This is a genomic window from Streptomyces sp. NPDC001480, from assembly GCF_042894725.1.
Classification (GTDB): Bacteria; Actinomycetota; Actinomycetes; order Streptomycetales; family Streptomycetaceae; genus Streptomyces.
Genome location: NZ_JBIAVX010000007.1, coordinates 199,254 through 221,090, shown reverse-complemented (window position 1 = coordinate 221,090; position 21,837 = coordinate 199,254). Strand labels below are relative to the sequence as shown.

The window sequence follows — 21,837 nt, the reverse complement described above, 5'->3', positions numbered from 1 at the left end:
GACGATGAGTCAGGCGCAGGACCACGAGCAGCCCGGGGGGCCTGCCGTGCCGCAGACCCGAACCGCCCGCCACCGCCGGATCGTGGACATCCTCAACCGGCAGCCGGTGCGCTCGCAGAGCCAGCTGGCGAAGCTGCTCGCCGACGACGGGCTGAGCGTCACCCAGGCGACGCTCTCCCGGGACCTCGACGAGCTGAACGCGGTGAAGATCCGCAACACCGACGGTGACCTGATCTACGCGGTGCCGAGCGAGGGTGGCTTCCGCACGCCTCGCGCTCCGCTCGGGGGGTCGGCGAAGGAGGAGCGGATGCGGCGCCTGTCGCAGGAACTGCTGATCTCCGCGGAGGCTTCGGCGAATCTGGTGGTCCTGCGCACCCCGCCCGGCGCGGCCCAGTTCCTCGCCTCGGCGATCGACCAGGCCGAGCTGCACGACATCCTCGGGACGATCGCGGGCGACGACACGCTGCTGCTGATCAGCCGGGAGGCGACGGGTGGGCAAGCCCTGGCCGATCATCTGCTGAGGCTGGCTCAGAACGGCCACTGAGAGGGGTGGTGGCCTAGGTTTGCCGACTGCGGGTGCGTGGGGGCTGGTCGCGCCCACGCGGCGGAGCCGCACATCGGCACAGCCCCGCGCCCCTGGGTCGGCCTGGCTGCGGGCAGTCGTGCCGCTGACGGGCGAGTGAAACCCCCGGCCGGCTGGGAATCCCGCTCAGCCCAGCCGCGCCGCCAACCCCCCGGTGCACCGCACCTCGTCGCCCGCCGTGATGAGTAAGGCCTCCACCCCCGGCAGCGACTCCAGCCAGGCCAGCCCCTCCCGCGACCCCATCGCGAACGCGGCGGTGGCCCAGGAGTCGGCCCAGGTCAGCCGGCGCCCGACCACGGTCACCGCGACCAGGTCGGTGACCGCTGACTTCCCGGTACGCGGGTCGACGATGTGCGCGCCCCGCTCGGCCGTACCGGACGTGGCCACGGCCAGCTCCTCCACCCCGGTGGAGGAGATCACCGCCGCCAGACCACCGGGCCGCAGCGGGTCCGACACCCCGACCCGCCAGGGCCGGTGCGGCTCGGGCGCGCCGAGCATCTGGACGTCTCCGCCGCCGTTGACGCTGACGCCGGTCACCCCGGCCGCCTCGGCGATCCGCCGCGCGCAGCGCTCCGCGGCCCAGCCCTTGACGATCCCGGTCGGGTCCAGCCGACCCCCGTACGTCATGCTGAACCAGCCGCCGCTCTCCCGCTCCGCCACGGCGCCCAGTTCGAGCACCTCGGCGACCTCGGGGTCGCAGTCGGCCACGGTCACCTCGCCCCGCGCCAGCCGTGACACCTGGCTGTCCTCGCGGTAGGTGCTGAACACCTCGTCGACCCGGTGCAGCCCGGCGACCGCCTCGTCGAGGGCCGCGCGCACGGCGTGCGGTTCCCCGCCGCGGACGTCGAAGGAGAAGACCGTCCCCATGACCTCCTCCGCGTGACGCACCGCGGCGGGAGCTTCCGGTGATTCCGCCACCGTGTCAGCCACCGGCCTGGTCCAGCGCGGACTGGAGGGACTGTTTGTAGCCGGTGCTGGTGTACGTGGCCCCGGACACGGAGTCGATGTCGGCGTTCCCGGCCGCCACGGCCTCCTGGTTGAGCTTGGGCACGGACAGCGCGGTCTTCTGGTCGCTGGTGCCGCCCTTGGGCGCCTGCACCGCCTCCGCCTTGGTGATCTTGCCGTTCGCGACGGTGATCCGGACCTGGACCGGCCCGTACTGGGTCTGGGCGACCTTGCCGGTGAGCACACGGCTGGCCTGGGCCGCACCGCCGGACGACGACGACCCGCCGCCGCTCTGCGAGGAGGACGCCTTCACCTTGTCCAGCGCCGACTGGAGCGACTTCTTGTACCCGGTGCTGGTGTACGTGGCCCCGGACACGGAGTCGATGTCGGCGTTCCCGGCCGCCACGGCCTCCTGGTTGAGCTTGGGCACGGACAGCGCGGTCTTCTGGTCGCTGGTGCCGCCCTTGGGCGCCTGCACCGCCTCCGCCTTGGTCACCTTGCCGTTCGCGACGGTGAGGCGCACCTGCACCGGGCCGTACTGGGTCTGGACCACGTCACCCGTGACGGCGCCGGTCCCGGCGGCCGCCGCCCCGCCCTGCGGGGACTCCTGCCCCGCCGCGGTCTGCTGCGGCGCCGCGCCGGCCGCCGACGCGGAGGCCGGGTCCGAGGCCGGCTTCAGCGACAGCAGCAGCACGACGCCGGACACGGTGGCGGCGGTGGCGAGCACGACGCGCCGAATGGGGTGGCTCTTCCTCATCGTTCCTGAGCTCCTGATTTCCCGTGGGTTTCCCGACGATTCCCGTCGCTCACATCTCGAACGACTCGTGATGGATGCGGCGGGCGGGAACCCCCGCGCCGCGCAGTGCTTCGTACACTCCCTGCGCGAACCCGGGCGGGCCGCACATGAAGACGTCGTGGTTCTCGACGTCCGGGATCTTCCGCTGGAGGTTCTCCGCGGAGATGTCCGGCCGCTCGCCCTCGGGGCTGTTGACCGCGTACATCAGCCGGGCGCCGCGTTCCTGGGCGATGGCGGCCAGCTCGTCCCACAGGGCCAGGTCCTGGGTGGTGTTGGCGCGGTAGAGGAGCGTGATGTCCCCGGCGCCGCCCGGCAGCGTCTCGAACAGCGTGCGCATCGGCGTGATGCCGACCCCGCCCGCGACCAGCAGCACCTTGCCGCGGCTGCGGCGCTGGGCGGTCATCGCGCCGTACGGGCCCTCGGCCCACACCCGGGTGCCGGGCGTCAGCTCGCGCAGCCGGGCGGTGTGGTCGCCGATCGCCTTCACGGTGATCCGCAGCATGTCCGGGCGGGGCGGCGCGGACAGCGAGTACGGGTGGGAGCTGAACCGCATGCCCGGCGCCAGGAACCGCCACCGGAAGAACTGTCCGGCCTCGGCACCCATCCGGTGCAGCTTCCGCCCGCTGATCAGCACCGACACGATGCCCGGCGTCTCCTCGATGACCGCCTGCACCCGCATGCGGTGACGGAGGTTCAGCCGGATCGGGACGAGGATCCGGTACCAGATCACCAGCGCGGTGACCGTGCCGTACAGGCCGTACCAGAAGGTCTTCGCGGTGGGCTCGACGGCGAAGTCGTTGCCGGTGGTGATCTGGTGCCAGAACGTCAGGTACACCGCCGCGTACGTGAGCAGGTGCACGTGGTACCAGCCGTCGTACGGCAGCCTGCGGCGGACCACGCCGATCGAGGTCAGCCCGATGACCAGGAACAGGCCCGTGCCGATGGCGGCCTTGCCCATGTCCGGCAGCTGGTTGATGGAGTCGATGGTCTGCTGGACGATGTCGCCGAGCGACTTGCCCGCCTGGAGCGCGTAGCCCCACATGATCAGGAAGACGTGGGCGAAGACGAGGCAGAGCGTGTAGCGGCCGCTCATGGCGTGCCAGCGGGCCACCCGGTCGGACCCCACCCGGCGCTCCAGCGCGGGCACCCGGGCCATCTGAAGCACCACCAGGGCCATCAGGTACCCGGCGAGCATGCCGGTGATGCGGCCGGCGTTGAGGATCTTGCTGTTGTCGTCGGCGATGGACGGCGTGTTGTGCCACCACAGCCACAGCACGCCCGCCGCGCCCGCCCAGACGGCGAGCAACAGCGGGACGGCCGGGGAGCGGCGCGGACGGATGCGGCGCATCGTCTGGCGGCGGGCGGCACGTCCGCCTGCGATCGTGGTGGTCACGGTTCCTCCGTGGGGACTTGACCCTTGGCGCCCACAGATACGTGCCATGACACGGGATTGTTCAGAAACCCGCCGAGTCCAGTGCGGACTGGAGTGACTGGCGGTAACCGTCACTGGTGTACGTGGCTCCCGAGACGGTGTCGATGTCGGCGCTCTGCGCGGCCAGCGCCTCGCGCCGCAGCTGGGGGATGGCGTAGCTGTTGATCTCCTGGTCGCGCGGGTTCTCCGTCGGGTAGGTGACCGCGGTCACATCGCTGAGCTTGCCGTCCTTCACGGTGATCCGCACCTGGACGGGGCCCCAACGGGTCTGGATCGTGTCGCCGGTGGCGGACTTGGTGCCGGCGGAGCCCGATCCACCGGACCCGCCCGAGCTCGATCCGCCGGACCCGCCGGGTGCCGCGCTCGCGCTGCTCGACGGCGCCGGGGACGACGCGTTCACGGTGAGGCCGGGGCTCTCGTGCGGCTTCAGCGACAGCAGCAGCACCATCCCGGAGACGGTGGCGGCACTGGCCAGCACGATGCGGCGCAGGGGGCGGTTCTTCTTCAACGCGTGCACTTCTACTGCCTCACAGCTCTTTTGGCGCTCACAGTTCGAACGACTCGTGGTGGATGCGGCGGTCCGGCACCCCGGCGGCGCGCAGCTCCCGGTACAGCTCCTGGGCGAAGCCGTGCGGTCCGCAGATGTAGACGTCGTGCTCGGTCAGCCCGGGGACCGTCGCGGCCAGCGCCGCGGCCGTGAACCTCGGGCGCTCGCCCCGCGGCCCGTTGAGCGCGTACAGCACCTTCGCCCCGCGCCAGTTCGCGATCTGCTCCAGCTCGCCGCCCAGGGCGAGGTCCTCGGCCGTACGGGCCCGGTACAGGAGGGTGACGTCGCCGGGCAGCGTCTCGAACAGCGCACGCAGCGGGGTGATGCCGACGCCGCCCGCGATGAGCAGCGACCGGTGGGTGGTGGCCCGGTCGGCGGTCAGCGAGCCGTAGGGGCCCTCCGCCCACACCCTGGTGCCCGGACGCAGCAGGGGGACGGCCGCGCTGTGGTCGCCCAGCGCCTTGACCGTGATCCGCATCAGGTCCGGGCGGGGCGGCGCGGACAGCGAGTACGGCGTCGACGCCCAGCCCATGCCCTCGCCGAGGAACCGCCACCGGAAGAACTGCCCCGGCCGCGCGCCCAGTTCGTCCAGCCGCCGCCCCCGTACGACGACCGAGTACACGCCCGGCGCCTCCTTGTGCACCGACTCCACCCGCAGCCGGTGCCGCCGGTTCAGCCGTACCGGCGCGAGGACCCGGTACCAGACCACCAGCGCGGCCACGCCCAGGTACAGGACGTACCAGGCGGCCGTGGACACCGGCTTGCCGTTGAAGTCGTTCCCCAGCGACAGCTGGTGGAAGAAGGCCAGGAAGACGGCGGCATAGGTGAGCAGGTGCACGTAGTACCAGAACTCGTAGCTGGTCCGGCGGCGCACGGCCCGCGCGGAGGTGACGCCGACCGCGAACAGGATCACCGTGCCGGCCGTCGCCTTCAGCATGTCCGGATAGTCCAGGACCACGGTGAGCGTCTCGTGCACGAGCGAGGCGCGGTCCTGGGCGGCGTACCCGGCCAGGATCAGCACGACGTGCGCGACGAGCAGGCAGACCGTGTACCGGCCCGCCATCGCGTGCCAGTGGGCCACCCGGTCCGAGCCGATCCGCCGCTCCAGCAGCGGCACCCGGGCCATCAGCCCGACCAGCACCGCGCAGGAGTACCCGCACAGCAGCCCGGCGATCCGCCCGGCCCCGGTCAGCCACCCCTCGGTGCCGACCACCGAGCCGGTGTCCGTCCACCACAGGACCAGCACGGCCGCCGCCCCCGCCCAGAGCAGGGCGAGCAGCGGGCCCGCGGGGGAGCTGCGGGGAGCGGGCAGCACGGGCGGTGCCGTCCGCCGCTCGTACACGGTGGTCATGAGGGGGGTCCTTTCTGCCGTTCGGTACGCAACTGTGCGCCCCGGACCTCTGAGCCGGCTCTGAGCGGGCCCGCTCCCAGCCCACTCAGAGGAAACTCAGAGCTTCGGCGGACACCGGGCACCCTGGGCAGGGGTGATGCTGGAATGGCGATGAACACGACCCGTTCCGGCCGCCCGGCCCTCACCCGACCCGACGGCACTCCGCTGCGCGTCCTCGTCGTCGACGACGACCCCGACCTCGCCGAGGTGCTCACCGGCGCCCTGCGCTACGAGGGCTGGGAGGTGCGCGCGGCCGGGGACGGCGCATCGGCGCTCGCCGCCGCGCGCGAGCTGCTGCCCGACGCCGTCGTCCTCGACGTGATGCTCCCGGACACCGACGGCTTCGCCGTGCTGCGCAGCCTGCACCGGGTGAAGCCCGACGTCTGTGTGCTCTTCCTCACCGCCCGGGACGCCGTGGAGGACCGCATCGCGGGCATCACGGCGGGCGGCGACGACTACGTCACCAAGCCGTTCAGCCTGGAGGAGGTCGTCGCCCGGGTGCGCGGCCTGCTGCGCCGTGCCGGCATGGCCCGGCAGCTGGACGAGGGACCGCGGCTGATCGTGGGCGACCTGGTCATGGACGAGGAGTCCCACGAGGTGACCCGGGGCGGCGAGCTGATCGAGCTGTCCCCGACCGAGTTCGAGCTGCTGCGTTTCCTGATGCGCAACCCGCGCCGGGTGCTCAGCAAGGCGCAGATCCTCGACCGGGTGTGGTCGTACGACTTCGGCGGCCGGGCCCACGTGGTCGAGCTGTACATCTCCTACCTGCGCAAGAAGGTGGACGCGGGCCGCGAGCCCATGATCCACACGGTGCGTGGCGCGGGCTATGTGCTCAAGCCGGTGATCAAGTGAGGTACCCGCGCCGCCTGCCCCGTCCCCGAACCCTGCGGGCCCGGCTCACCGTCGGTCTGGTGGTGCTGCTGGCGGTCAGCTGCGCGGCGGTCGGGCTCGCCGCGGTGGTGGAGCTGAACGGCTTCCTCACCCAGCGCCTCGACGAACAGCTCGAACAGGTCGGCACCCGGTTCCCGCAGAGCCTGGAGCACGGCGGCAAGCTGCCGAACGATCACGATGGCGACAACGAGCACGGCGACGACCGCAGGCAGGCGACGGGCACCTTCGGCGCGCGTCTGGTGGACGGGAGGGTCACCAACGCGGCCGTCGTCCGTACCGGCGGCATCGAGAACGTGATGGGCAGGCTGACCGACAGGGACAGGAAGCAACTCGCGGCGGTCGACACCGACGGCAGAGCCCACAGCGTCGAACTCGCGCCGCTGGACGACTACCGGGTCCACGCGACCCAGGGCATCGACGGCGACGTCCTGATCACCGGCCTGCCCCTGGAGCCCGTGCAGGCCACCGTGCACCGGCTGGAACTGGTCGCCGGGATCGTCTTCGGCGCAGCCCTGGCCATCACCGGCGTGGCCGGCGCGCTCTGGGTGCGCTGGTCGCTCAGGCCGCTGAGCCGGGTCGCCGCGACCGCCGCCCGGGTCAGCGAACTCCCGCTCGCCAGCGGGGAGGTCACCCTGCCGCCGCGCGCCCCCGCGTCCGACCCGCGCAGCGAGGTGGGCCGGGTGGCGGCGGCCTTCGACCGCATGCTGGGGCATGTCGAGGACGCCCTGACCAAACGGCACGCCAGCGAGGAGCGGTTGCGGAGTTTCGCGGCCGACGCCAGCCACGAGCTGCGTACTCCGGTGGCCTCGGTGCGCGGCCACGCGGAGCTGGCCCTGCTGCACCCCGGGCCGGTGCCGGCGGAGGTCGAGCGGGCCCTGGTGCGCATCGCCGCCGAGTCCTCCCGCATGGGCGAGATGGTCGACGACCTGCTCCTGCTCGCCCGCCTGGACGCCGGCCGCCCGCTGGAACGCCGCCCCGTCGACCTCACCCACCTCGTCCTCGACGCCGTCACCGACGCCCGGGCGGCCGGCCCGGGCCACCGTTGGACCATGGAGCTCCCCGAGGAGCCGGTGACCGTGACCGGCGATGCCCACCGCCTCCAGCAGGTGCTGGCCAACCTGCTGGCCAACGCCCGGCTGCACACCCCCGCCGGCACCAAGGTGTCGGTGTCCCTGGAGACCGACGGCGCGGAGGCCCGCCTGGAGGTCCACGACGACGGCCCCGGTGTCCCGGAGGAAGTGCGGCCCGGCGTCTTCGAACGCTTCACCCGGGCCGAACACCGCCGCCGCACGGACGCCTCGGGCGGCGGAGCGGGGCTGGGACTGGCGATCGTGGCGGCGGTGGTGGAGGCGCACGGGGGCGCGGTGGGGCTGGAGAGCCGGCCCGGGAGCACGACGTTCACGGTGCGGTTGCCTGCCGCCGGGTGACGTCAGTACCGGGTGAGGGCCAGCTCCCCGCTCTCCGTGCCCGTGGCGATGTGCGGCCCGCGGGCCGGATCCACCCACGTCAGGATCCGCCGCATGGCGTCCTGAGGCACCGACACACAACCGGCCGTCGCCCCGGCGCCGTCGACGTGCAGGAAGATGCCGGCGCCGCGGCCCCGCTCGGGGTGCTCGTAGTTGAAGCCGATGACGAGCGCGTGCGCGTACTGCGTCCCGTAGTCGACGAGGTGCTCGGACTCGGTGGCCCGGCAGTCGGCGGGCAGGGGCTCGGTCCAGCGGTTGTAGGCGCTGGAGTCGTTGTCCTGGCACCACCAGGAGTCCGCGTGGACCGGGCGGTAGGGCATCCTCGTCCCGTCCGGCGCGGCCTTGTTGCCGAAGGCGAACGGCAGGTCGTAGAGCCCGGTGGGCGTCGTGTTCGTGCCCTGGGTGCGGGTGGCTCCCTCGACGAGTCCGCGCGCGCCGAAGCGTGCCGGTGCGGAACCCGCCTGTTCCCACCGCCCGTCCCGCAGGTCCCACCAGACGAGCGTGCCCGTCGTGGAGCCGGCGTCCGGCGCCTGGGCCGTGATCAGCTGGGTGCCGCCGCCGGTGTCCGCCATCCGGGCGGGCAGCGGGTCCGGGTCGCCGCGGGGCGCGGCACCGAGCAGGAGGAGGGACGCGGACGCGAGGGCGACGACACCGGGGCGCATGGCTCAGACGGTAGACGGGGGCAGCGGCAACGGCAGCCCGGGTAGGCCGTCCAGGCTGCTTGCCACGTGCTCCTTCTTGCTGAAGTACTCGCTCAGCGAGGCGTCGTCCTCGCGCGCGAAGCGCTTTCCGTGCAGGTCGCGGTCCGTCTCGTAGGCCATGAAGGGCACCGCGTACCCGCAGGTGTCCCGGACGAGCTCGGCGTGCACGACGATGATCGCGCGCAGGCCGTGCCGCATCGGGTCGATGTCGGGGAAGTGGGCGAGCAGTTCACGGAAGCGGGGGGCGTCGCGGAAGACCGGCTCGCCCCGGCCGTGCACCCGCACGATGTTCGGCGGGCCCTGGAAGGCGCACCACATCAGGGTGATCCGCCCGTTCTCCCGCAGATGGGCGATGGTCTCCGCGTTGGACCCGGCGAAGTCGAGATACGCCACGGTGTGCTCGTCGAGCACCGCGAAGGAGCCCTTGAGGCCCTTGGGGGAGAGGTTGACCGTGCCGTCGCCGGAGAGGGGAGCGGTCGCGGTGAAGAAGAGGGGCTGTTCCTCGATGAACGTACGGAGTCTGCCGTCTATGCGCTCATAGGTCTTTCCCATGACCGATGATTATCGGCGGATTCCTTTCGACTGTCTAAGGATTTCGCCCTTCGGTCGCCGTTCGGTCGCGGCACGACCGTGGCCGCCCCGGCCGGCGCTCACTCGGGGCGGCCACGGCTGCCTGTCACGTCACTTGTTGAGCGTGCAGGCAGCCAGGGAGTCGAGGCCGGCCGGCTTGGCCGCGGTGCGGCCGATCGCCGTGGCGATGCGGTCGACGGTGGACTTCCGCTTGTCGGCCAGCGGGCCGAGGATCGCGTTCTGCACGAAGTTGGGACCGCCCTGGCCGACCGTGTCCTGGAGCCGCTTGTTGGCCTCGTCGATCTGCGTCTGGAGCAGGGTGAGGTTGCGGTCCACCTCGGCCTGCGCGGACGCCGGGATCGCCGGGAGCTGCGACTTCACGTCGGGGCACGTGATGGTGCCCACCGCGCCGGCGGCGGCGTTGCCCGCGTTGCCGCCCGCCTTCTGGGAGGCGTTGGCGCCGTTGTTGGCCTGGGCACCGCCCTTGTTGCCGTTCGCGTTGGCGTTGGCGTTCGCGTTCGCGTTGGCGTTCGCGTTCGCGTTGCCGTTCGCGTTGGCGCCGCCCGCGTTCAGCGTGCACGGCGCGAGGGCGTCGAGACCGGTCGGCTTGGCCGCGGTGCGGCCGATCGCCGTGGCGATGCGGTTGACGGTGGACACGCGCTTGTCCTTGAGCGGGCCGAGGATGGCGTTGTTCACGAAGTTCGGCCCGCCCTGGCCGACCGTGTCCTGGAGCCGCTTGTTGGCCTCGGCGATCTGCGTCTGGAGCAGGGTGAGGTTGCGGTCCACCTCGGCCTTCGCGGACGCCGGGATCGCGGGCAGCTTCGAGGCGACGTCCGGGCAGGTGATGGTGCCGGGGCCGGCGGCGAGGGTGCGCGCGTTCGTGGCGTCGTTGCTCTTGTCGGGCGTCCCGGCGAGCGCGGTGGTGGCGATCACCGCGCCGGACAGCACCACGGCGGCAGCGCCGCCGATGATCGCCACGCGACGCTTGTTGTACTTCGGAAGAGCCCTGGACATGCGGATGCCTCACTCGGGTCAGAGGTGGGTGTACCAACGCGGGGTGTACAAACGCGGCGCCAGCGTTCGGAGTTGAGTACGGGAAAGCGGTTTCGTCCGTTCAACGCGCCCAACAGAATCTTCTGAGATTGACGAATCATGCAGAGTGCTGCATACTCATGCATGTCAGCGAATGCACTGTGAGGAGAAACCCGTGACCGAGCGCGTCGTACTCGCCTACTCAGGCGGTCTGGACACCTCCGTCGCCATCGGCTGGATCGCCGAGGAGACGGGCGCCGAGGTCATCGCCGTTGCGGTCGACGTCGGCCAGGGTGGCGAGGACCTGGACGTCATCCGCAAGCGCGCGCTCGCCTGCGGTGCCGTCGAGGCCGAGGTCGCCGACGCCAAGGACGAGTTCGCCGACGAGTACTGCCTCCCGGCGATCAAGGCCAACGCCCTCTACATGGACCGCTATCCGCTGGTCTCCGCCCTCTCCCGGCCGACGATCGTCAAGCACCTCGTCGCCGCCGCCAAGAAGCACGGCGCCACCACGGTCGCGCACGGCTGCACCGGCAAGGGCAACGACCAGGTCCGCTTCGAGGCCGGCATCGTCGCCCTCGCCCCCGACCTCAAGTGCATCGCCCCGGTCCGCGACTACGCCATGACCCGGGACAAGGCGATCGCCTTCTGCGAGGACAAGCAGCTCCCGATCGCCACCACCAAGAAGTCCCCCTACTCCATCGACCAGAACGTCTTCGGGCGCGCGGTCGAGACGGGTTTCCTGGAGGACATCTGGAACGCCCCGATCGAGGACATCTACGAGTACACCTCCAACCCCGCCACCCCGCGCGAGGCCGACGAGGTGGTCATCACCTTCAAGGAGGGCGTCCCGGTCGCCATCGACGGCAAGCCCGTCACCGTCCTCCAGGCCATCCAGCAGCTCAACGAGCGCGCCGGCGCCCAGGGCATCGGCCGGATCGACATGGTCGAGGACCGCCTCGTCGGCATCAAGTCCCGCGAGGTCTACGAGGCTCCCGGCGCGATCGCCCTGATCACCGCCCACCAGGAGCTGGAGAACGTCACCGTCGAGCGCGAACTCGCCCGCTACAAGCGGCAGGTCGAGCAGCGCTGGGGCGAACTGGTCTACGACGGCCAGTGGTTCTCCCCGCTCAAGCGCGCCCTCGACGGCTTCATCAACGAGGCCAACCAGCACGTCTCCGGCGACATCCGGCTGACCCTGCACGGCGGCCGCGCGGTCGTCACCGGCCGGCGCTCCGAGTCGTCCCTGTACGACTTCAACCTCGCCACCTACGACACCGGCGACACCTTCGACCAGGCCGCGGCCAAGGGCTTCATCGACATCTACAGCCTGTCGTCGAAGATCGCCGCCAAGCGGGACCTGGCGTAACGCCGGCCGAGCGGGACCTCGCGTAACGCCAGCGGTCACCTCGCACGCACTAGCCTGACAACCGCCTCCCCATTCACGTCGTGGGGAGGCGGTGGCACATCCACACCTCCGAGGAGCAACCCAAGTGAGCAGCAACAGCGGTGACGTACGGCTCTGGGGCGGCCGTTTCGCCGACGGCCCCGCCGAGGCCCTGGCGAAGCTGTCCGCGTCCGTCCACTTCGACTGGCGGCTCGCGCCCTACGACATCGCCGGATCCCGCGCCCACGCGCGCGTGCTGCACAAGGCGGGGCTGCTCACCGAGGACGAGCTGACCCGGATGCTCGCCGGGCTCGACCGGCTCGAGGCGGACGTGGCGTCGGGCGACTTCACGGGCACCATCGCCGACGAGGACGTCCACACCGCCCTGGAGCGGGGCCTGCTGGAGCGCCTCGGCCCCGACCTCGGCGGCAAGCTGCGCGCGGGCCGGTCGCGGAACGACCAGGTGGCGACCCTCTTCCGGATGTACCTGCGCGACCACGCCCGCGTCATCGGCGGCCTGATCGCCGACCTCCAGGACGCCCTGATCGGCCTCGCCGAGGCCCACCCGGACGTGGCGATGCCCGGCCGCACCCACCTCCAGCACGCCCAGCCGGTGCTCTTCGCCCACCACGTCCTGGCCCATGTGCAGTCCCTGTCCCGGGACGCCGAGCGGCTGCGCCAGTGGGACGAGCGGACGGCGGTGTCGCCGTACGGCTCCGGCGCCCTGGCGGGCAGCAGCCTCGGCCTGGACCCGGAGGCGGTCGCCAAGGACCTCGGCTTCGAGCACGGCAGCGCCGGCAACTCCATCGACGGCACGGCCTCCCGGGACTTCGTCGCCGAGTTCGCCTTCATCACGGCGATGATCGGCGTCAACCTCTCCCGGATCTCCGAGGAGATCATCATCTGGAACACGAAGGAGTTCTCCTTCGTGACCCTGCACGACGCGTTCTCCACCGGCTCGTCGATCATGCCGCAGAAGAAGAACCCGGACATCGCGGAGCTGGCGCGCGGCAAGAGCGGCCGGCTGATCGGCAACCTCACCGGACTCCTGGCCACCCTCAAGGCCCTGCCCCTCGCCTACAACCGCGACCTCCAGGAGGACAAGGAGCCGGTCTTCGACTCCTGCGACCAGCTGGAGGTACTGCTCCCGGCGTTCACCGGCATGATCGCCACGCTCACCGTCAACCGCGAACGCATGGAGGAGCTGGCCCCGGCCGGCTTCTCGCTCGCCACCGACATCGCGGAATGGCTGGTCAAGCAGGGCGTGCCGTTCCGTGTCGCGCACGAGGTGGCCGGCGAGTGCGTGAAGGTCGCCGAGGCCGAGGGCAAGGAGCTCGACGAGCTGACGGACGAGCAGTTCGCCAAGATCAGCGCGCACCTCACCCCCGAGGTCCGCTCGGTCCTCAATGTCCCCGGTGCCCTCGCCTCCCGCAACGGCCGTGGCGGTACGGCACCCAGCGCGGTCGCCGTCCAGCTGGCCGAGGTCAAGGCGGACGTGTCGGCCCAGCACGCGTGGGCGGACGCCAAGAAGTAACGGGCGCCGGCAAGCCGCGGGCGCCGAGAGCAGCAGGCCGTCACGCATACCCGGGGCGTCGCGGGTTAGGTTGGTCCGGAGCCGGATGGAGCCGACCGAACGGAGCCCGCGATGCCCTTCGCCCGACTGGCCTCAGCCACGACTCCCACCTGCCACATCGGCCTGGGCCTCGCCGCCGTCGGCCGGCCCGGCTACATCAACCTCGGCCGTGAGCAGGACCTCCCCGCGGACCGGACCGTCGAAGCCCTGCGCGAGCGCACCCACGAGCTCCTGGACGCCGCCTACGCCCAGGGAGTCCGGTACTTCGACGTGGCCCGCTCCTACGGCCGTTCCGAGGAGTTCCTCGCCGGCTGGCTGAGCGCCCGGCCGGACGTCGCCGACGTCGTCGTCGGCAGCAAATGGGGCTACACCTACACCGCGGGCTGGTCCACCGACGCCGAACGGCACGAGGTCAAGGACCACGGCCTGGCCACCTACGAGCGGCAGCGCGCCGAGACCGCCGAGCTGCTCGGCGACCGGCTCGACCTCTACCAGATCCACTCGGTGACCCCGGACAGCCCCGCCCTCACCGACAAGGAACTGCACGCCAGGCTCGCCGAGGCCGCCACGCAGGGACTCACCGTCGGCTTCTCCACCAGTGGCCCGGCCCAGGCCGACGCCATCCGCGCCGCCCTCGCCGTGACCGTCGACGGCGAGCCCCTCTTCCGTACCGTCCAGTCGACGTACAACGCGCTGGAGACCTCCGCCGGACCCGCCCTCGCCGAGGCGCACGAGGCCGGGCTCACCGTGATCGTCAAGGAGGGCATGGCCAACGGCCGGCTCGCCGAGCCGCACGCGCCCGCGGAGCTGAAGGCCGTGGCCGCGGAGACCGGCCTGGGCTGCGACGCGGTCGCTCTGGCGCTGGTCCTGTGCCGGCCGTGGGCCGGGGTGGTCCTCTCCGGCGCGGCCACCCTGAACCAGCTCGCCTCCAACCTGCACGCCGCCGCCGTGGACCTCGACGAGGACCAGCTCACCCGTCTCGCCACGCTCGTGGAGGAGCCGCGGGCGTACTGGGAGCGGCGCGGAGAGCTGCCCTGGCACTGAGCGAACCCCCTGCCTGACCAGCGGCTACGAGAAGCCGCCATGAAGCACGCGTGCCTCGTGTGAGACATTCATGTCTCACATGGGCTATTCTTGTCTCATGGCTGTCGATCGTGCCCACGTGCTGCGCAGCGCGGCCGCGCTGCTGGCCCGCAAATCCACCGCGACCATGGACGAGGTCGCCAAGGCGGCCGGGATCAGCCGGGCCACCCTGCACCGCCACTTCGCCGGGCGCGACGCGCTCGTCCGGGCGCTGGAGGCGCTCGGCATCGAGGAGTGCGACGCCGCGCTGGACGGCGCACGGCTCGACGAGGGGCCGGCCCAGGACGCCCTGCGCAGGTTCGTGAAGGAGATCGAACCGGCGGCCGGGCTGCTCGCCTTCCTCTACACCGAGAACCAGCTTTTCGAGGGCGAGGAGCAGAACGAGGGCTGGACCCGGCTCGGCGACCGCGTCTCCGGCCTGTTCCGGCGCGGCCAGCTCAGCGGCGAGTTCCGCATCGACCTCACCCCCGCCTGGCTGACCGAGGCGCTCTTCGGCCTGCTGGCCTCCGGCGTCTGGGTCGTACAGAGCGGCCAGGGCGCCCCCAAGGACTTCCACCACATGATCGTCGAGCTGCTGCTCGGCGGTGCGCTACGGAGAGAGGAATCATGACCAGCACCCTGCGGCCGGCGTCCATGACGCGGGAGGCGGACAAGCGCCCGGGCCGCTGGCTCGCGCTCTCGGTCCTCGTGCTCGCCGTGCTGCTCGTGGCCGTCGACGCGACCGTCCTCGGCCTCGCCACCCCGTACATCAGCGAGGACCTCCAGCCGACCGGCACCCAGCTGCTGTGGATCGGTGACGTCTACTCCTTCGTCATCGCCGGGCTGCTGGTCTCCATGGGCAGCCTCGGCGACCGCATCGGCCGCAAGCGGATCCTGCTCTGCGGCGCGACCGCGTTCGGCGCGATATCCGTCCTCAACGCCTACGCCACGACGCCGGAGCTGATGATCCTGGCGCGGGCGCTGCTCGGCGTCGCCGGTGCCACCCTGATGCCCGCCACGCTGGCCCTGATCCGCAATCTCTTCCACGACCCGCGCGAGCGGAGCCTCGCCGTCGGCATCTGGGGCGCCACCGCCTCCGCCGGCACGGCGGTCGGCCCCATCGTGGGCGGTTTCCTGCTCGAGCACTTCTGGTGGGGCTCGGTCTTCCTGATCAACCTGCCCGTGATGGCGGTCCTGGTCCTGGTCGGCATCCGCACCCTCCCCGAGTCCCGCAACCCCGACCCCGGCCCCTGGGACCTGACCAGCGTCGTCCTGTCCCTGGTCGGCGTGATCGCCCTGGTGTACGCGGTGAAGGAGGCCGCCATCCACGGCCTGACCAGCGTGACGCCAGGCGTGGGCCTGCTGGGCGCGGTGGCCCTGTACGGCTTCGTGCACCGCCAGCTCACGCTCCCGGTCCCGCTGCTGGACATGCGCCTCTTCCGCAACCGAGGCCTCAGCGGCGCGGTCCTGGCCGACCTGCTCACCATCCTCGGCCTGTCGGGGCTGGTGTTCTTCCTCTCCCAGTACCTGCAACTCGTACAGGGCAGGAGCCCGTTCGAGGCGGGGCTCGCGGAACTGCCCGCCGCCGTGGGCGCGGTGGCGGCCGGCCTGGTCGCGGGCCACGCGGCCCGGCGCTTCTCGGTCCGGTCCGTGGTCTCCGGCGGCCTCGCGGCCATGGGCCTCGCCCTGGCCGCGCTGACGACGCTGAGCCGGTCGACCGGCTACCCGGTCCTAGGCGCCGCGCTCCTGGTGGTCGGCGTCGGCGCGGGCTTCTCCTTCACCGTCACCGCCGACGTCATCCTCGCCGGAGTCCCCAAGGAACAGGCGGGCGCCGCCTCCGCGGTCTCCGAAACGGCCTACGAACTCGGCGCCGCCCTCGGCATCGCCCTGCTCGGCTCGATCATGACGGCCGCGTACCGAGACTTCACCGGCCCGGCCGGCACCCCCGAGGGGGCACACGAGTCACTGGGCGCGGCGGTCGAGGCCTCGACGAGCATGCCCCCGCACACAGCGCACGCCCTACTGGACGCGGCCCGCGACTCCTTCGTCCACGGCCTGCACCTGGCATCGGGCGCGGGCGCGGCGGTGCTGCTGGCGACGGCGGTGGGCGCGTGGTTCCTGCTGAAGGGGCAGAGACTGGGAAACGCCGGGTAACAGAAGCGCCCCGTCAGGGGCGCGGGGCTGTGTCGATATGCGGCTCCGCCGCGTGGGCGCGATCAACCACAACGCACCCGCGCCCGCTGGACGACAGCAAACCCCTACGGCGACTAGGCGGCCTTGGCCTTCGTCGCGTACATGTCCACGTACTCCTGCCCGGAAAGCCGCATGACCTCGGCCATCACCGAGTCGGTCACGGCCCGCAGCACATACCGGTCCCGGTCCATCCCCTCGTACCGCGAGAACTCCATCGCCTCACCGAAGCGAACCGTCACGCGCCCGGGCCGCGGCATACCCCGCCCCCCCGGCTGCAACTTGTCCGTGCCGATCATCGCGAAGGGAACCACCGGCGCCCCGGTCATCAACGTCAGCCGCGCGATACCGGTACGCCCCCGGTACAGACGGCCGTCAGGCGACCGCGTGCCCTCGGGGTAGATCCCGAAGATCTTCCCCTCCTCCAGCACCCGCCGCCCGGTCATCAGCGCGGCCACGCCACCGCGCCCGCCGTCACGGTCCACGGGGATCATGCCGACGCCGGTGAAGAACCACGCCATCAGCCGGCCCTTGAGGCTCTTGCCGGTGACGTACTCGTCCTTGCCGATGAAGAAGACCTGACGGTCGCACACCAGGGGCAGGATCATCGAGTCGATGAAGGTGAGATGGTTGCCGGCCAGGATGACCGGGCCGTCGCCCGGGATGTGCTCCACGCCCTCCACCTGTGGGCGGAACATCAGGCGCATGATCGGTCCGAGCACTGCCTTGATGAGCGCGAAGCGGGACAACGGGTCCTCCGATGTCAAAGGGGTCGGTATGTGTATGTGCAGGTGAGGACGATACTCGCGGCTCGCTGCGAAACGCACATCGGGGGCGTCCGGTTCACCGATGTCTTACGCACTGTTGACGCGGGTTTACCTGCGGCACCGCACCGACGGCTGCCCGTAACGCCACCGCGACGATGTGACGGACCTCGCTCCAGAGCCTTGTTCCGGCGGGTACCCGGGGCTCGCCGACCGAAGCAGACGGTTCGTCACATCTTGCCCTCCATAGGCCATCTGGCGTCACCCACCTGTTCGGACCAGCGACTCCCGCGGGTCATGTCCACGCACCTACCATCGGCCCGCACCGACGGCGCACGGCAGGAGGGCCCTCATGGAAACCCGGGACTCGAACGGTCAGGTCTCGAACGAGCGGGACGCGAACGCGCGGCCGCACGGCACCGGACGGCGGGCGCTGCTCGGCGCCGCGGTGCTCGGCGCGGGCGGAGCGGTCCTCGGGCTGCCCGGCGCGGCCAGGGCCACGCAGGAGAAGGCGAGCGGGGGCCGGGGCCTCAAGAGCCTGCCCGTGCCGACGATCATCGGACACCGGGGCGCCAGCGGCTACCGGCCCGAGCACACCTTCGGCTCGTACCAGCTGGCCCTGGACCTCGGCGCGGACGTCGTCGAGGCGGGCGACCTGGTGCCCACCAAGGACGGTCACCTCGTCTGCCGCCACGAGCCGGAGATCGGCGGCACCACGGACGTCGCCTCCCATCCCGAGTTCGCCGGCCGCAGGACCACCAAGGTCCTCGACGGGGTCTCCACCACCGGCTGGTTCACCGAGGACTTCACGCTCGCCGAGCTGAAGACGCTGCGCGCCGTCGAGCGCATCCCGGCCAACCGCCCGCACAACACCCTCTACAACGGGCGCTGGGAGATTCCCACCTTCGAAGAGGTCCTGAAGTGGCAGGACGAGCAGACCCGCAAGCGCGGCAAGCAGGTGTTCATCTACCCCGAGACCAAACACCCGACATACTTCCGCAAGCTGGGCCTCGGCCTGGAAGAGCGGGTGGCCAAGCTGCTGCGCAAGTACGGCAAGGACAAGCGGAACTCGCCGGTCATCCTCCAGTCCTTCGAGCCGGGCAGCATCCAGCGTCTGAACAAGCTGGTCGACAACCCCCTCGTCGTGCTGCTCTCCACGGCGGACAGCCGCCCCTTCGACTTCGTCGAGGCGGGCGACCCGCGCACGGTGGCCGACCTCATCACGCCGAAGGGCCTCAGGGAGATCGCCGGTTACGCGCAGGGCATCGGCCCGACCCTGGACCTGGTCATCCCCAAGGACGCGAGCGGCAGGCTCACGACGCCGACCACGCTGGTCGAGGACGCCCACGCGGTGGGCCTGATCCTGCACCCGTACACCATGCGCAACGAGAACCCCTTCCTGCCGGCCGAGTTCCGCAAGGGCACCGACGCGGACGCCTACGGCGACGCCTTCGGCGCGTTCAGGACGTACTTCGCGACCGGCATCGACGGTGTGTTCACCGACAACGCGGACACCGGTGTGCTCGCCCGCGCGGACTTCGTCAACGGCTGACCCGCCCGGCCCCCCGTTCGAGGGGACTCGCGGCCGCCCCGCAACCCGCCCCGGGGGCGGCCGCGTCGCACCGCATATGACGCACGACCTGGTTGCCTCCCTGCGCCCGCTCCTGACCGCCGAAGCCTCCGCCGAGGCATATGCCGCCGGGGCCGAACCGGGAGACCTGGAGCAGGCGGTCTGGCTCCGCCTGCTGGAGCGGCTGGAGTCCGACGGGCCGCCGACCGATCCGCCGGGCTGGCTGCGCAGGGCCGTCCGCGCCGAGGCGCGCCGCAGCCGTCGTACGACCCGTCGTGAGCGGCCGTACGACGGCGATCCCGCCGACGACCGCGACCGCGGCCCGGAGCAGCTTGCCATCGCCGCCGCCCGGCGCCGTGCCCTGCGCGACGCGGTGCGCCGGCTGCCGGGCCGCTGCCCGCGGCTGGTGGAGGCCCTGCTGTCGTCGCGGGACCTCACCTACCGGGAGATCGCGGGGGAGTTGGGTATCTCACAGGGCAGCCTTGGCCCGGAACGTTCCAGATGCCTGGGATGTCTTCGGCGATTGCTGGCACCGGAGGTTGCGGCCCGCGAAGTGCGGGGATAGGAGTGGGGAACGACCGGTGATCAGGTGAGCGGGAGGCGTGCGCACATGGGCATGAGCGTGACCATCTCGGTGGCTACCGAGCAGGATGCGGAGCAGATCTTCAAGCTCCAGTACCTGTCTTTCCAGAGCGAGGCCGCGCTGTACGGCAACTACCGCATCGACCCGCTCGTTCAAACCCTTGAATCGGTCCGCCAGGAGGTCGCCTCCGACTGCGTCTTCGTCGCCCGGCTCGGCGAGGAGGTGGTCGGCTCGGTGCGCGGCCGGATCACCGAGGACGGCGCTGCCTGCATCGGCAGGCTCTGCGTCCACCCGCGCCTCCAGGGCCACGGCATCGGCGCCCGCCTGCTGCGCGCTGCGGAGGAGGCCCTGGCGCAGGAGCGCGGTGTCAAGAGGTTCCGTCTGCACACCGGACACCGCAGCGAGGGCAACCTCCGCCTGTACCGCCGGGTCGGCTACCAGACGGTGGGCACGTCCAGGGGCGCCGACGGCGTGGAGATGATCGTCCTGGAGAAATCGGCCGGAACGTATGCGGCTACGGCATGATGACCAACCTACGGGGCGCGGGGCGGCATCACCATGCGGCTCCGCCGCGTGGGCGCGACAAGCCACGACGCAGCCGCGCCCGCCCACATGCCTCAGCCGTCCTGCTGAACAGGCGCCTTCCGCAGCCAGTAGATCGCTGAGAGCGGCAGCAGCACCGGAATGAACACGTAGCCCATGCCGTAGTCGGACCAGACGGTCGCGTCCGGGAAGGCCGACGGCTCGACCAGGGTCCAGGTACCGACGACCAGTACACCTGCCAGCTCGGCGGCACAGCACACCAGTGCCGCCCTGCGGGCGGTCTCCCCGCCGCGCACCAGCGTGTACGTGATGAAGCCGTAGACCACGCCCGCCACCGCCGACAGCGAGTAGGCGAGCGGTGCCCGGCCGAAGTCCGTCGCGATCTGGTAGGCGGAGCGGGACACGGCTCCGACGACCATCACGCCGTAGAACCAGACGAGCAGCATTCCCGGCCCGCTGATGAGCCGCGTCCGCGCAGGCTTGTCCTCCACGGTGGCCATTGTCACCTTCCCCAGATGTCATAGAGCCGCACTTCGAGCACGGCCAGCACCACACCGCCGGCCGCGGCCGTCACCGAGCCCCAGCGGGTCCGCTCCGCCAGCGACATGAACCCCGCCGCCGGCACGCACGCGAACGCGCCCAGCAGATAGGCCACGAAGATCGTCGTACCCTGCTCCGGCTTCTCGCCCCGCGCCAGCCGCACGATCCCGATCACCAGCTGCGCCGCGGCCAGCAGGGAGACCACGGCCATCCCGATGAAGTGCCAGTCCTTGGTCGGCTGGTCCCGGTAGGCGGCCCACCCGCACCAGGCGGCGAGCAGCAGCGCGGCGACGCCGGTCACCAGCGTCAGGGCAGTGAGCATGCGGTGACCCTATTACGGACCAAACGGCCCGATGCGCGCGGGCCCGCCCGTCGGCCGGGGCGCGCGGGGCCCGTAGGGTCCGGACCATGACGATCGACGCGCAAGCCCTCCTGTTCGACAACGACGGAACCCTGGTCTCCTCCCTCGACTCCGTGGAGCGCTGCTGGACGCGGTGGGCCGGGGAGTACGGGATCACGGCCGAGGAGTTCGGGCGGGTCGAGCTGCACGGGCGGCCCGCGGTGGAGATCGTCGCCGACCTGCTGCCGGCCGGGCTCGTGCCGGAGGCCGTCGCCCGGGTCGAGCAGCTGGAGGTCGAGGACGTACCGAACGGCGGTGTCCACCTGCTGCCCGGCACCGAGAGGTTCCTCGGCTCGCTGCCCGCCGACTCGTGGGCCGTCGTCACCTCCGCCACCCGGCGGCTCGCGGAGGCCAGACTGGACGCCGTCGGCATCCGGCCCAAGACGCTGATCGCCGCCGACGACATCACACGCGGCAAGCCCGACCCCGAGCCCTACCTGCTCGCCGCCCGCCGGCTGGGCGTGGACCCGGCCCGCTGCGTCGTCTTCGAGGACGCCCCCGCGGGCCTCCAGGCGGGCCGCGCCGCAGGGATGACCACCGTGGCATTGACCACAACGCACCAGGCCCACGAGCTGGTCGCAGACCTGGTGGTCGAGAACCTGTCGGCCCTGTCCGCACTGGTCACCGATGAACGAATCCGGATATCCGCCCGCGGCTGACCCCGCGCCTGCCCCTGTCCGCGACTGTCCAGCATGCGGACAGCCGCGGCCTGTCAGGACCGTACGTCTGGTTTACTGATCGCATGACCACGACGAGCTGCCGCATCCCTGCGACCGAGGCGACCATGACGCCCGGTGCTCGTTGTATGTGTCGCATGTGCCGAATGTGCGCCTTCTAGAGGGCCCCCGCACCACCCCCGAGCTCGCGCCCCG

Annotated in this window: 23 protein-coding genes; 12 read left to right on the top strand and 11 right to left on the bottom strand. The window is 71.6% G+C overall.

Translation table 11 applies throughout. The annotated features are described in order from the left end of the window. Positions 1 to 4 precede the first annotated feature (4 nt). Positions 5 to 544 (top strand): arginine repressor, encoded by a 540-nt coding sequence (locus ACFY01_RS19170; protein ID WP_132853674.1) that lies wholly within the window; start codon positions 5 to 7, stop codon positions 542 to 544. A 165-nt stretch (positions 545 to 709) separates the two neighbouring features. On the opposite strand, the gene ACFY01_RS19165 is transcribed toward ACFY01_RS19170, so the two are convergent. The 5 genes from ACFY01_RS19165 to ACFY01_RS19145 form a co-directional block, all read right to left on the bottom strand. Next, on the bottom strand, positions 710 to 1,513 hold the full coding sequence (locus tag ACFY01_RS19165; RefSeq protein WP_390736890.1) for an FAD:protein FMN transferase: 804 nt from the start codon (positions 1,511 to 1,513) through the stop codon (positions 710 to 712). Beyond that, a complete protein-coding gene (locus ACFY01_RS19160) occupies positions 1,506 to 2,285 on the bottom strand; it encodes an FMN-binding protein (RefSeq protein ID WP_390736889.1) in 780 nt (259 codons plus the stop codon). Before ACFY01_RS19160 ends, ACFY01_RS19165 begins: the two co-directional genes overlap by 8 nt. A 49-nt stretch (positions 2,286 to 2,334) precedes the next feature. Beyond that, complete coding sequence (locus ACFY01_RS19155; RefSeq protein ID WP_390736888.1) at positions 2,335 to 3,717, bottom strand: ferric reductase-like transmembrane domain-containing protein; 1,383 nt, start codon at positions 3,715 to 3,717, stop codon at positions 2,335 to 2,337. A gap of 61 nt (positions 3,718 to 3,778) precedes the next feature. Continuing rightward, the gene (locus ACFY01_RS19150; protein WP_390736887.1) at positions 3,779 to 4,273 is read right to left on the bottom strand and encodes an FMN-binding protein; all 495 of its coding nucleotides are present in this window, start codon (positions 4,271 to 4,273) and stop codon (positions 3,779 to 3,781) included. Between the two features lie 28 nt (positions 4,274 to 4,301). Then, positions 4,302 to 5,654 (bottom strand): ferric reductase-like transmembrane domain-containing protein, encoded by a 1,353-nt coding sequence (locus tag ACFY01_RS19145; protein WP_390736886.1) that lies wholly within the window; start codon positions 5,652 to 5,654, stop codon positions 4,302 to 4,304. Between the two features lie 150 nt (positions 5,655 to 5,804). Here ACFY01_RS19145 and ACFY01_RS19140 point away from each other — a divergent pair, with 150 nt between their 5' ends. Both ACFY01_RS19140 and ACFY01_RS19135 read left to right on the top strand, forming a co-directional pair. Next, complete coding sequence (locus ACFY01_RS19140) at positions 5,805 to 6,545, top strand: response regulator transcription factor (RefSeq protein ID WP_390736885.1); 741 nt, start codon at positions 5,805 to 5,807, stop codon at positions 6,543 to 6,545. Continuing rightward, a complete protein-coding gene (locus ACFY01_RS19135; protein ID WP_390736884.1) occupies positions 6,542 to 8,011 on the top strand; it encodes a sensor histidine kinase in 1,470 nt (489 codons plus the stop codon). Before ACFY01_RS19140 ends, ACFY01_RS19135 begins: the two co-directional genes overlap by 4 nt. A gap of 2 nt (positions 8,012 to 8,013) precedes the next feature. On the opposite strand, the gene ACFY01_RS19130 is transcribed toward ACFY01_RS19135, so the two are convergent. The 3 genes from ACFY01_RS19130 to ACFY01_RS19120 form a co-directional block, all read right to left on the bottom strand. After that, on the bottom strand, positions 8,014 to 8,712 hold the full coding sequence (locus ACFY01_RS19130; RefSeq protein ID WP_390736883.1) for a L,D-transpeptidase: 699 nt from the start codon (positions 8,710 to 8,712) through the stop codon (positions 8,014 to 8,016). A 3-nt stretch (positions 8,713 to 8,715) separates the two neighbouring features. Beyond that, the gene (locus ACFY01_RS19125; RefSeq protein ID WP_390736882.1) at positions 8,716 to 9,303 is read right to left on the bottom strand and encodes a pyridoxamine 5'-phosphate oxidase family protein; all 588 of its coding nucleotides are present in this window, start codon (positions 9,301 to 9,303) and stop codon (positions 8,716 to 8,718) included. A 129-nt stretch (positions 9,304 to 9,432) separates the two neighbouring features. Further along, positions 9,433 to 10,335: a hypothetical protein gene (locus tag ACFY01_RS19120; protein ID WP_390736881.1), complete on the bottom strand. Its 903-nt coding sequence runs from the start codon at positions 10,333 to 10,335 to the stop codon at positions 9,433 to 9,435. A gap of 193 nt (positions 10,336 to 10,528) precedes the next feature. Here ACFY01_RS19120 and ACFY01_RS19115 point away from each other — a divergent pair, with 193 nt between their 5' ends. From ACFY01_RS19115 to ACFY01_RS19095, 5 genes are all read left to right on the top strand, one after another. Beyond that, positions 10,529 to 11,722: an argininosuccinate synthase gene (locus ACFY01_RS19115; RefSeq protein WP_361440948.1), complete on the top strand. Its 1,194-nt coding sequence runs from the start codon at positions 10,529 to 10,531 to the stop codon at positions 11,720 to 11,722. Positions 11,723 to 11,846: 124 nt separating this feature from the next. Continuing rightward, positions 11,847 to 13,274, top strand: coding sequence for an argininosuccinate lyase (argH, locus tag ACFY01_RS19110; protein ID WP_390736880.1), 1,428 nt, complete (start codon positions 11,847 to 11,849; stop codon positions 13,272 to 13,274). Between the two features lie 111 nt (positions 13,275 to 13,385). Continuing rightward, positions 13,386 to 14,357, top strand: coding sequence for an aldo/keto reductase (locus tag ACFY01_RS19105; protein WP_390736879.1), 972 nt, complete (start codon positions 13,386 to 13,388; stop codon positions 14,355 to 14,357). Between the two features lie 97 nt (positions 14,358 to 14,454). Beyond that, positions 14,455 to 15,006 (top strand): TetR/AcrR family transcriptional regulator, encoded by a 552-nt coding sequence (locus tag ACFY01_RS19100; RefSeq protein ID WP_390736878.1) that lies wholly within the window; start codon positions 14,455 to 14,457, stop codon positions 15,004 to 15,006. Then, the gene (locus tag ACFY01_RS19095; RefSeq protein WP_390736877.1) at positions 15,003 to 16,529 is read left to right on the top strand and encodes an MFS transporter; all 1,527 of its coding nucleotides are present in this window, start codon (positions 15,003 to 15,005) and stop codon (positions 16,527 to 16,529) included. The genes ACFY01_RS19100 and ACFY01_RS19095 overlap by 4 nt, the downstream gene beginning before the upstream one ends. A gap of 113 nt (positions 16,530 to 16,642) precedes the next feature. On the opposite strand, the gene ACFY01_RS19090 is transcribed toward ACFY01_RS19095, so the two are convergent. Further along, positions 16,643 to 17,314 carry a lysophospholipid acyltransferase family protein gene (locus ACFY01_RS19090; protein ID WP_132853661.1) on the bottom strand — a complete coding sequence of 224 codons (672 nt, stop codon included), beginning with the start codon at positions 17,312 to 17,314 and terminating at the stop codon, positions 16,643 to 16,645. Between the two features lie 367 nt (positions 17,315 to 17,681). Between ACFY01_RS19090 and ACFY01_RS19085 the strand changes: the two genes are divergently transcribed. From ACFY01_RS19085 to ACFY01_RS19075, 3 genes are all read left to right on the top strand, one after another. Further along, positions 17,682 to 18,881, top strand: a complete 1,200-nt coding sequence (locus tag ACFY01_RS19085; RefSeq protein ID WP_390736876.1) for a glycerophosphodiester phosphodiesterase — start codon at positions 17,682 to 17,684, stop codon at positions 18,879 to 18,881. Positions 18,882 to 18,957: 76 nt separating this feature from the next. Then, complete coding sequence (locus ACFY01_RS19080; protein ID WP_390736875.1) at positions 18,958 to 19,464, top strand: sigma-70 family RNA polymerase sigma factor; 507 nt, start codon at positions 18,958 to 18,960, stop codon at positions 19,462 to 19,464. A 45-nt stretch (positions 19,465 to 19,509) separates the two neighbouring features. Further along, positions 19,510 to 20,007, top strand: coding sequence for a GNAT family N-acetyltransferase (locus ACFY01_RS19075; protein ID WP_390736874.1), 498 nt, complete (start codon positions 19,510 to 19,512; stop codon positions 20,005 to 20,007). A 92-nt stretch (positions 20,008 to 20,099) separates the two neighbouring features. Here ACFY01_RS19075 and ACFY01_RS19070 read toward each other — a convergent pair whose 3' ends face one another. After that, on the bottom strand, positions 20,100 to 20,525 hold the full coding sequence (locus tag ACFY01_RS19070) for a hypothetical protein (RefSeq protein ID WP_390736873.1): 426 nt from the start codon (positions 20,523 to 20,525) through the stop codon (positions 20,100 to 20,102). Between the two features lie 2 nt (positions 20,526 to 20,527). Beyond that, a complete protein-coding gene (locus ACFY01_RS19065) occupies positions 20,528 to 20,887 on the bottom strand; it encodes a hypothetical protein (RefSeq protein ID WP_390736872.1) in 360 nt (119 codons plus the stop codon). Between the two features lie 86 nt (positions 20,888 to 20,973). On the opposite strand from ACFY01_RS19065, the gene ACFY01_RS19060 reads away from it, so the two are divergent. Then, complete coding sequence (locus tag ACFY01_RS19060; RefSeq protein WP_390736871.1) at positions 20,974 to 21,624, top strand: HAD family hydrolase; 651 nt, start codon at positions 20,974 to 20,976, stop codon at positions 21,622 to 21,624. Positions 21,625 to 21,837: the final 213 nt, after the last annotated feature.

What these genes read in the sequence shown, in the direction of transcription:
- ACFY01_RS19095 (WP_390736877.1), top strand. Translation starts at nt 15,003, where the DNA reads ATGACCAGCACCCTGCGGCCGGCGTCCATGACGCGGGAGGCGGACAAG.
- ACFY01_RS19065 (WP_390736872.1), bottom strand. Translation starts at nt 20,887, where the DNA reads ATGCTCACTGCCCTGACGCTGGTGACCGGCGTCGCCGCGCTGCTGCTC.
- ACFY01_RS19145 (WP_390736886.1), bottom strand. Translation starts at nt 5,654, where the DNA reads ATGACCACCGTGTACGAGCGGCGGACGGCACCGCCCGTGCTGCCCGCT.
- ACFY01_RS19130 (WP_390736883.1), bottom strand. Translation starts at nt 8,712, where the DNA reads ATGCGCCCCGGTGTCGTCGCCCTCGCGTCCGCGTCCCTCCTCCTGCTC.
- ACFY01_RS19140 (WP_390736885.1), top strand. Translation starts at nt 5,805, where the DNA reads ATGAACACGACCCGTTCCGGCCGCCCGGCCCTCACCCGACCCGACGGC.
- ACFY01_RS19080 (WP_390736875.1), top strand. Translation starts at nt 18,958, where the DNA reads ATGACGCACGACCTGGTTGCCTCCCTGCGCCCGCTCCTGACCGCCGAA.
- ACFY01_RS19070 (WP_390736873.1), bottom strand. Translation starts at nt 20,525, where the DNA reads ATGGCCACCGTGGAGGACAAGCCTGCGCGGACGCGGCTCATCAGCGGG.
- ACFY01_RS19100 (WP_390736878.1), top strand. Translation starts at nt 14,455, where the DNA reads ATGGCTGTCGATCGTGCCCACGTGCTGCGCAGCGCGGCCGCGCTGCTG.
- ACFY01_RS19075 (WP_390736874.1), top strand. Translation starts at nt 19,510, where the DNA reads ATGGGCATGAGCGTGACCATCTCGGTGGCTACCGAGCAGGATGCGGAG.
- ACFY01_RS19105 (WP_390736879.1), top strand. Translation starts at nt 13,386, where the DNA reads ATGCCCTTCGCCCGACTGGCCTCAGCCACGACTCCCACCTGCCACATC.
- ACFY01_RS19060 (WP_390736871.1), top strand. Translation starts at nt 20,974, where the DNA reads ATGACGATCGACGCGCAAGCCCTCCTGTTCGACAACGACGGAACCCTG.
- ACFY01_RS19120 (WP_390736881.1), bottom strand. Translation starts at nt 10,335, where the DNA reads ATGTCCAGGGCTCTTCCGAAGTACAACAAGCGTCGCGTGGCGATCATC.
- ACFY01_RS19085 (WP_390736876.1), top strand. Translation starts at nt 17,682, where the DNA reads ATGGAAACCCGGGACTCGAACGGTCAGGTCTCGAACGAGCGGGACGCG.
- ACFY01_RS19170 (WP_132853674.1), top strand. Translation starts at nt 5, where the DNA reads ATGAGTCAGGCGCAGGACCACGAGCAGCCCGGGGGGCCTGCCGTGCCG.
- ACFY01_RS19160 (WP_390736889.1), bottom strand. Translation starts at nt 2,285, where the DNA reads ATGAGGAAGAGCCACCCCATTCGGCGCGTCGTGCTCGCCACCGCCGCC.
- ACFY01_RS19125 (WP_390736882.1), bottom strand. Translation starts at nt 9,303, where the DNA reads ATGGGAAAGACCTATGAGCGCATAGACGGCAGACTCCGTACGTTCATC.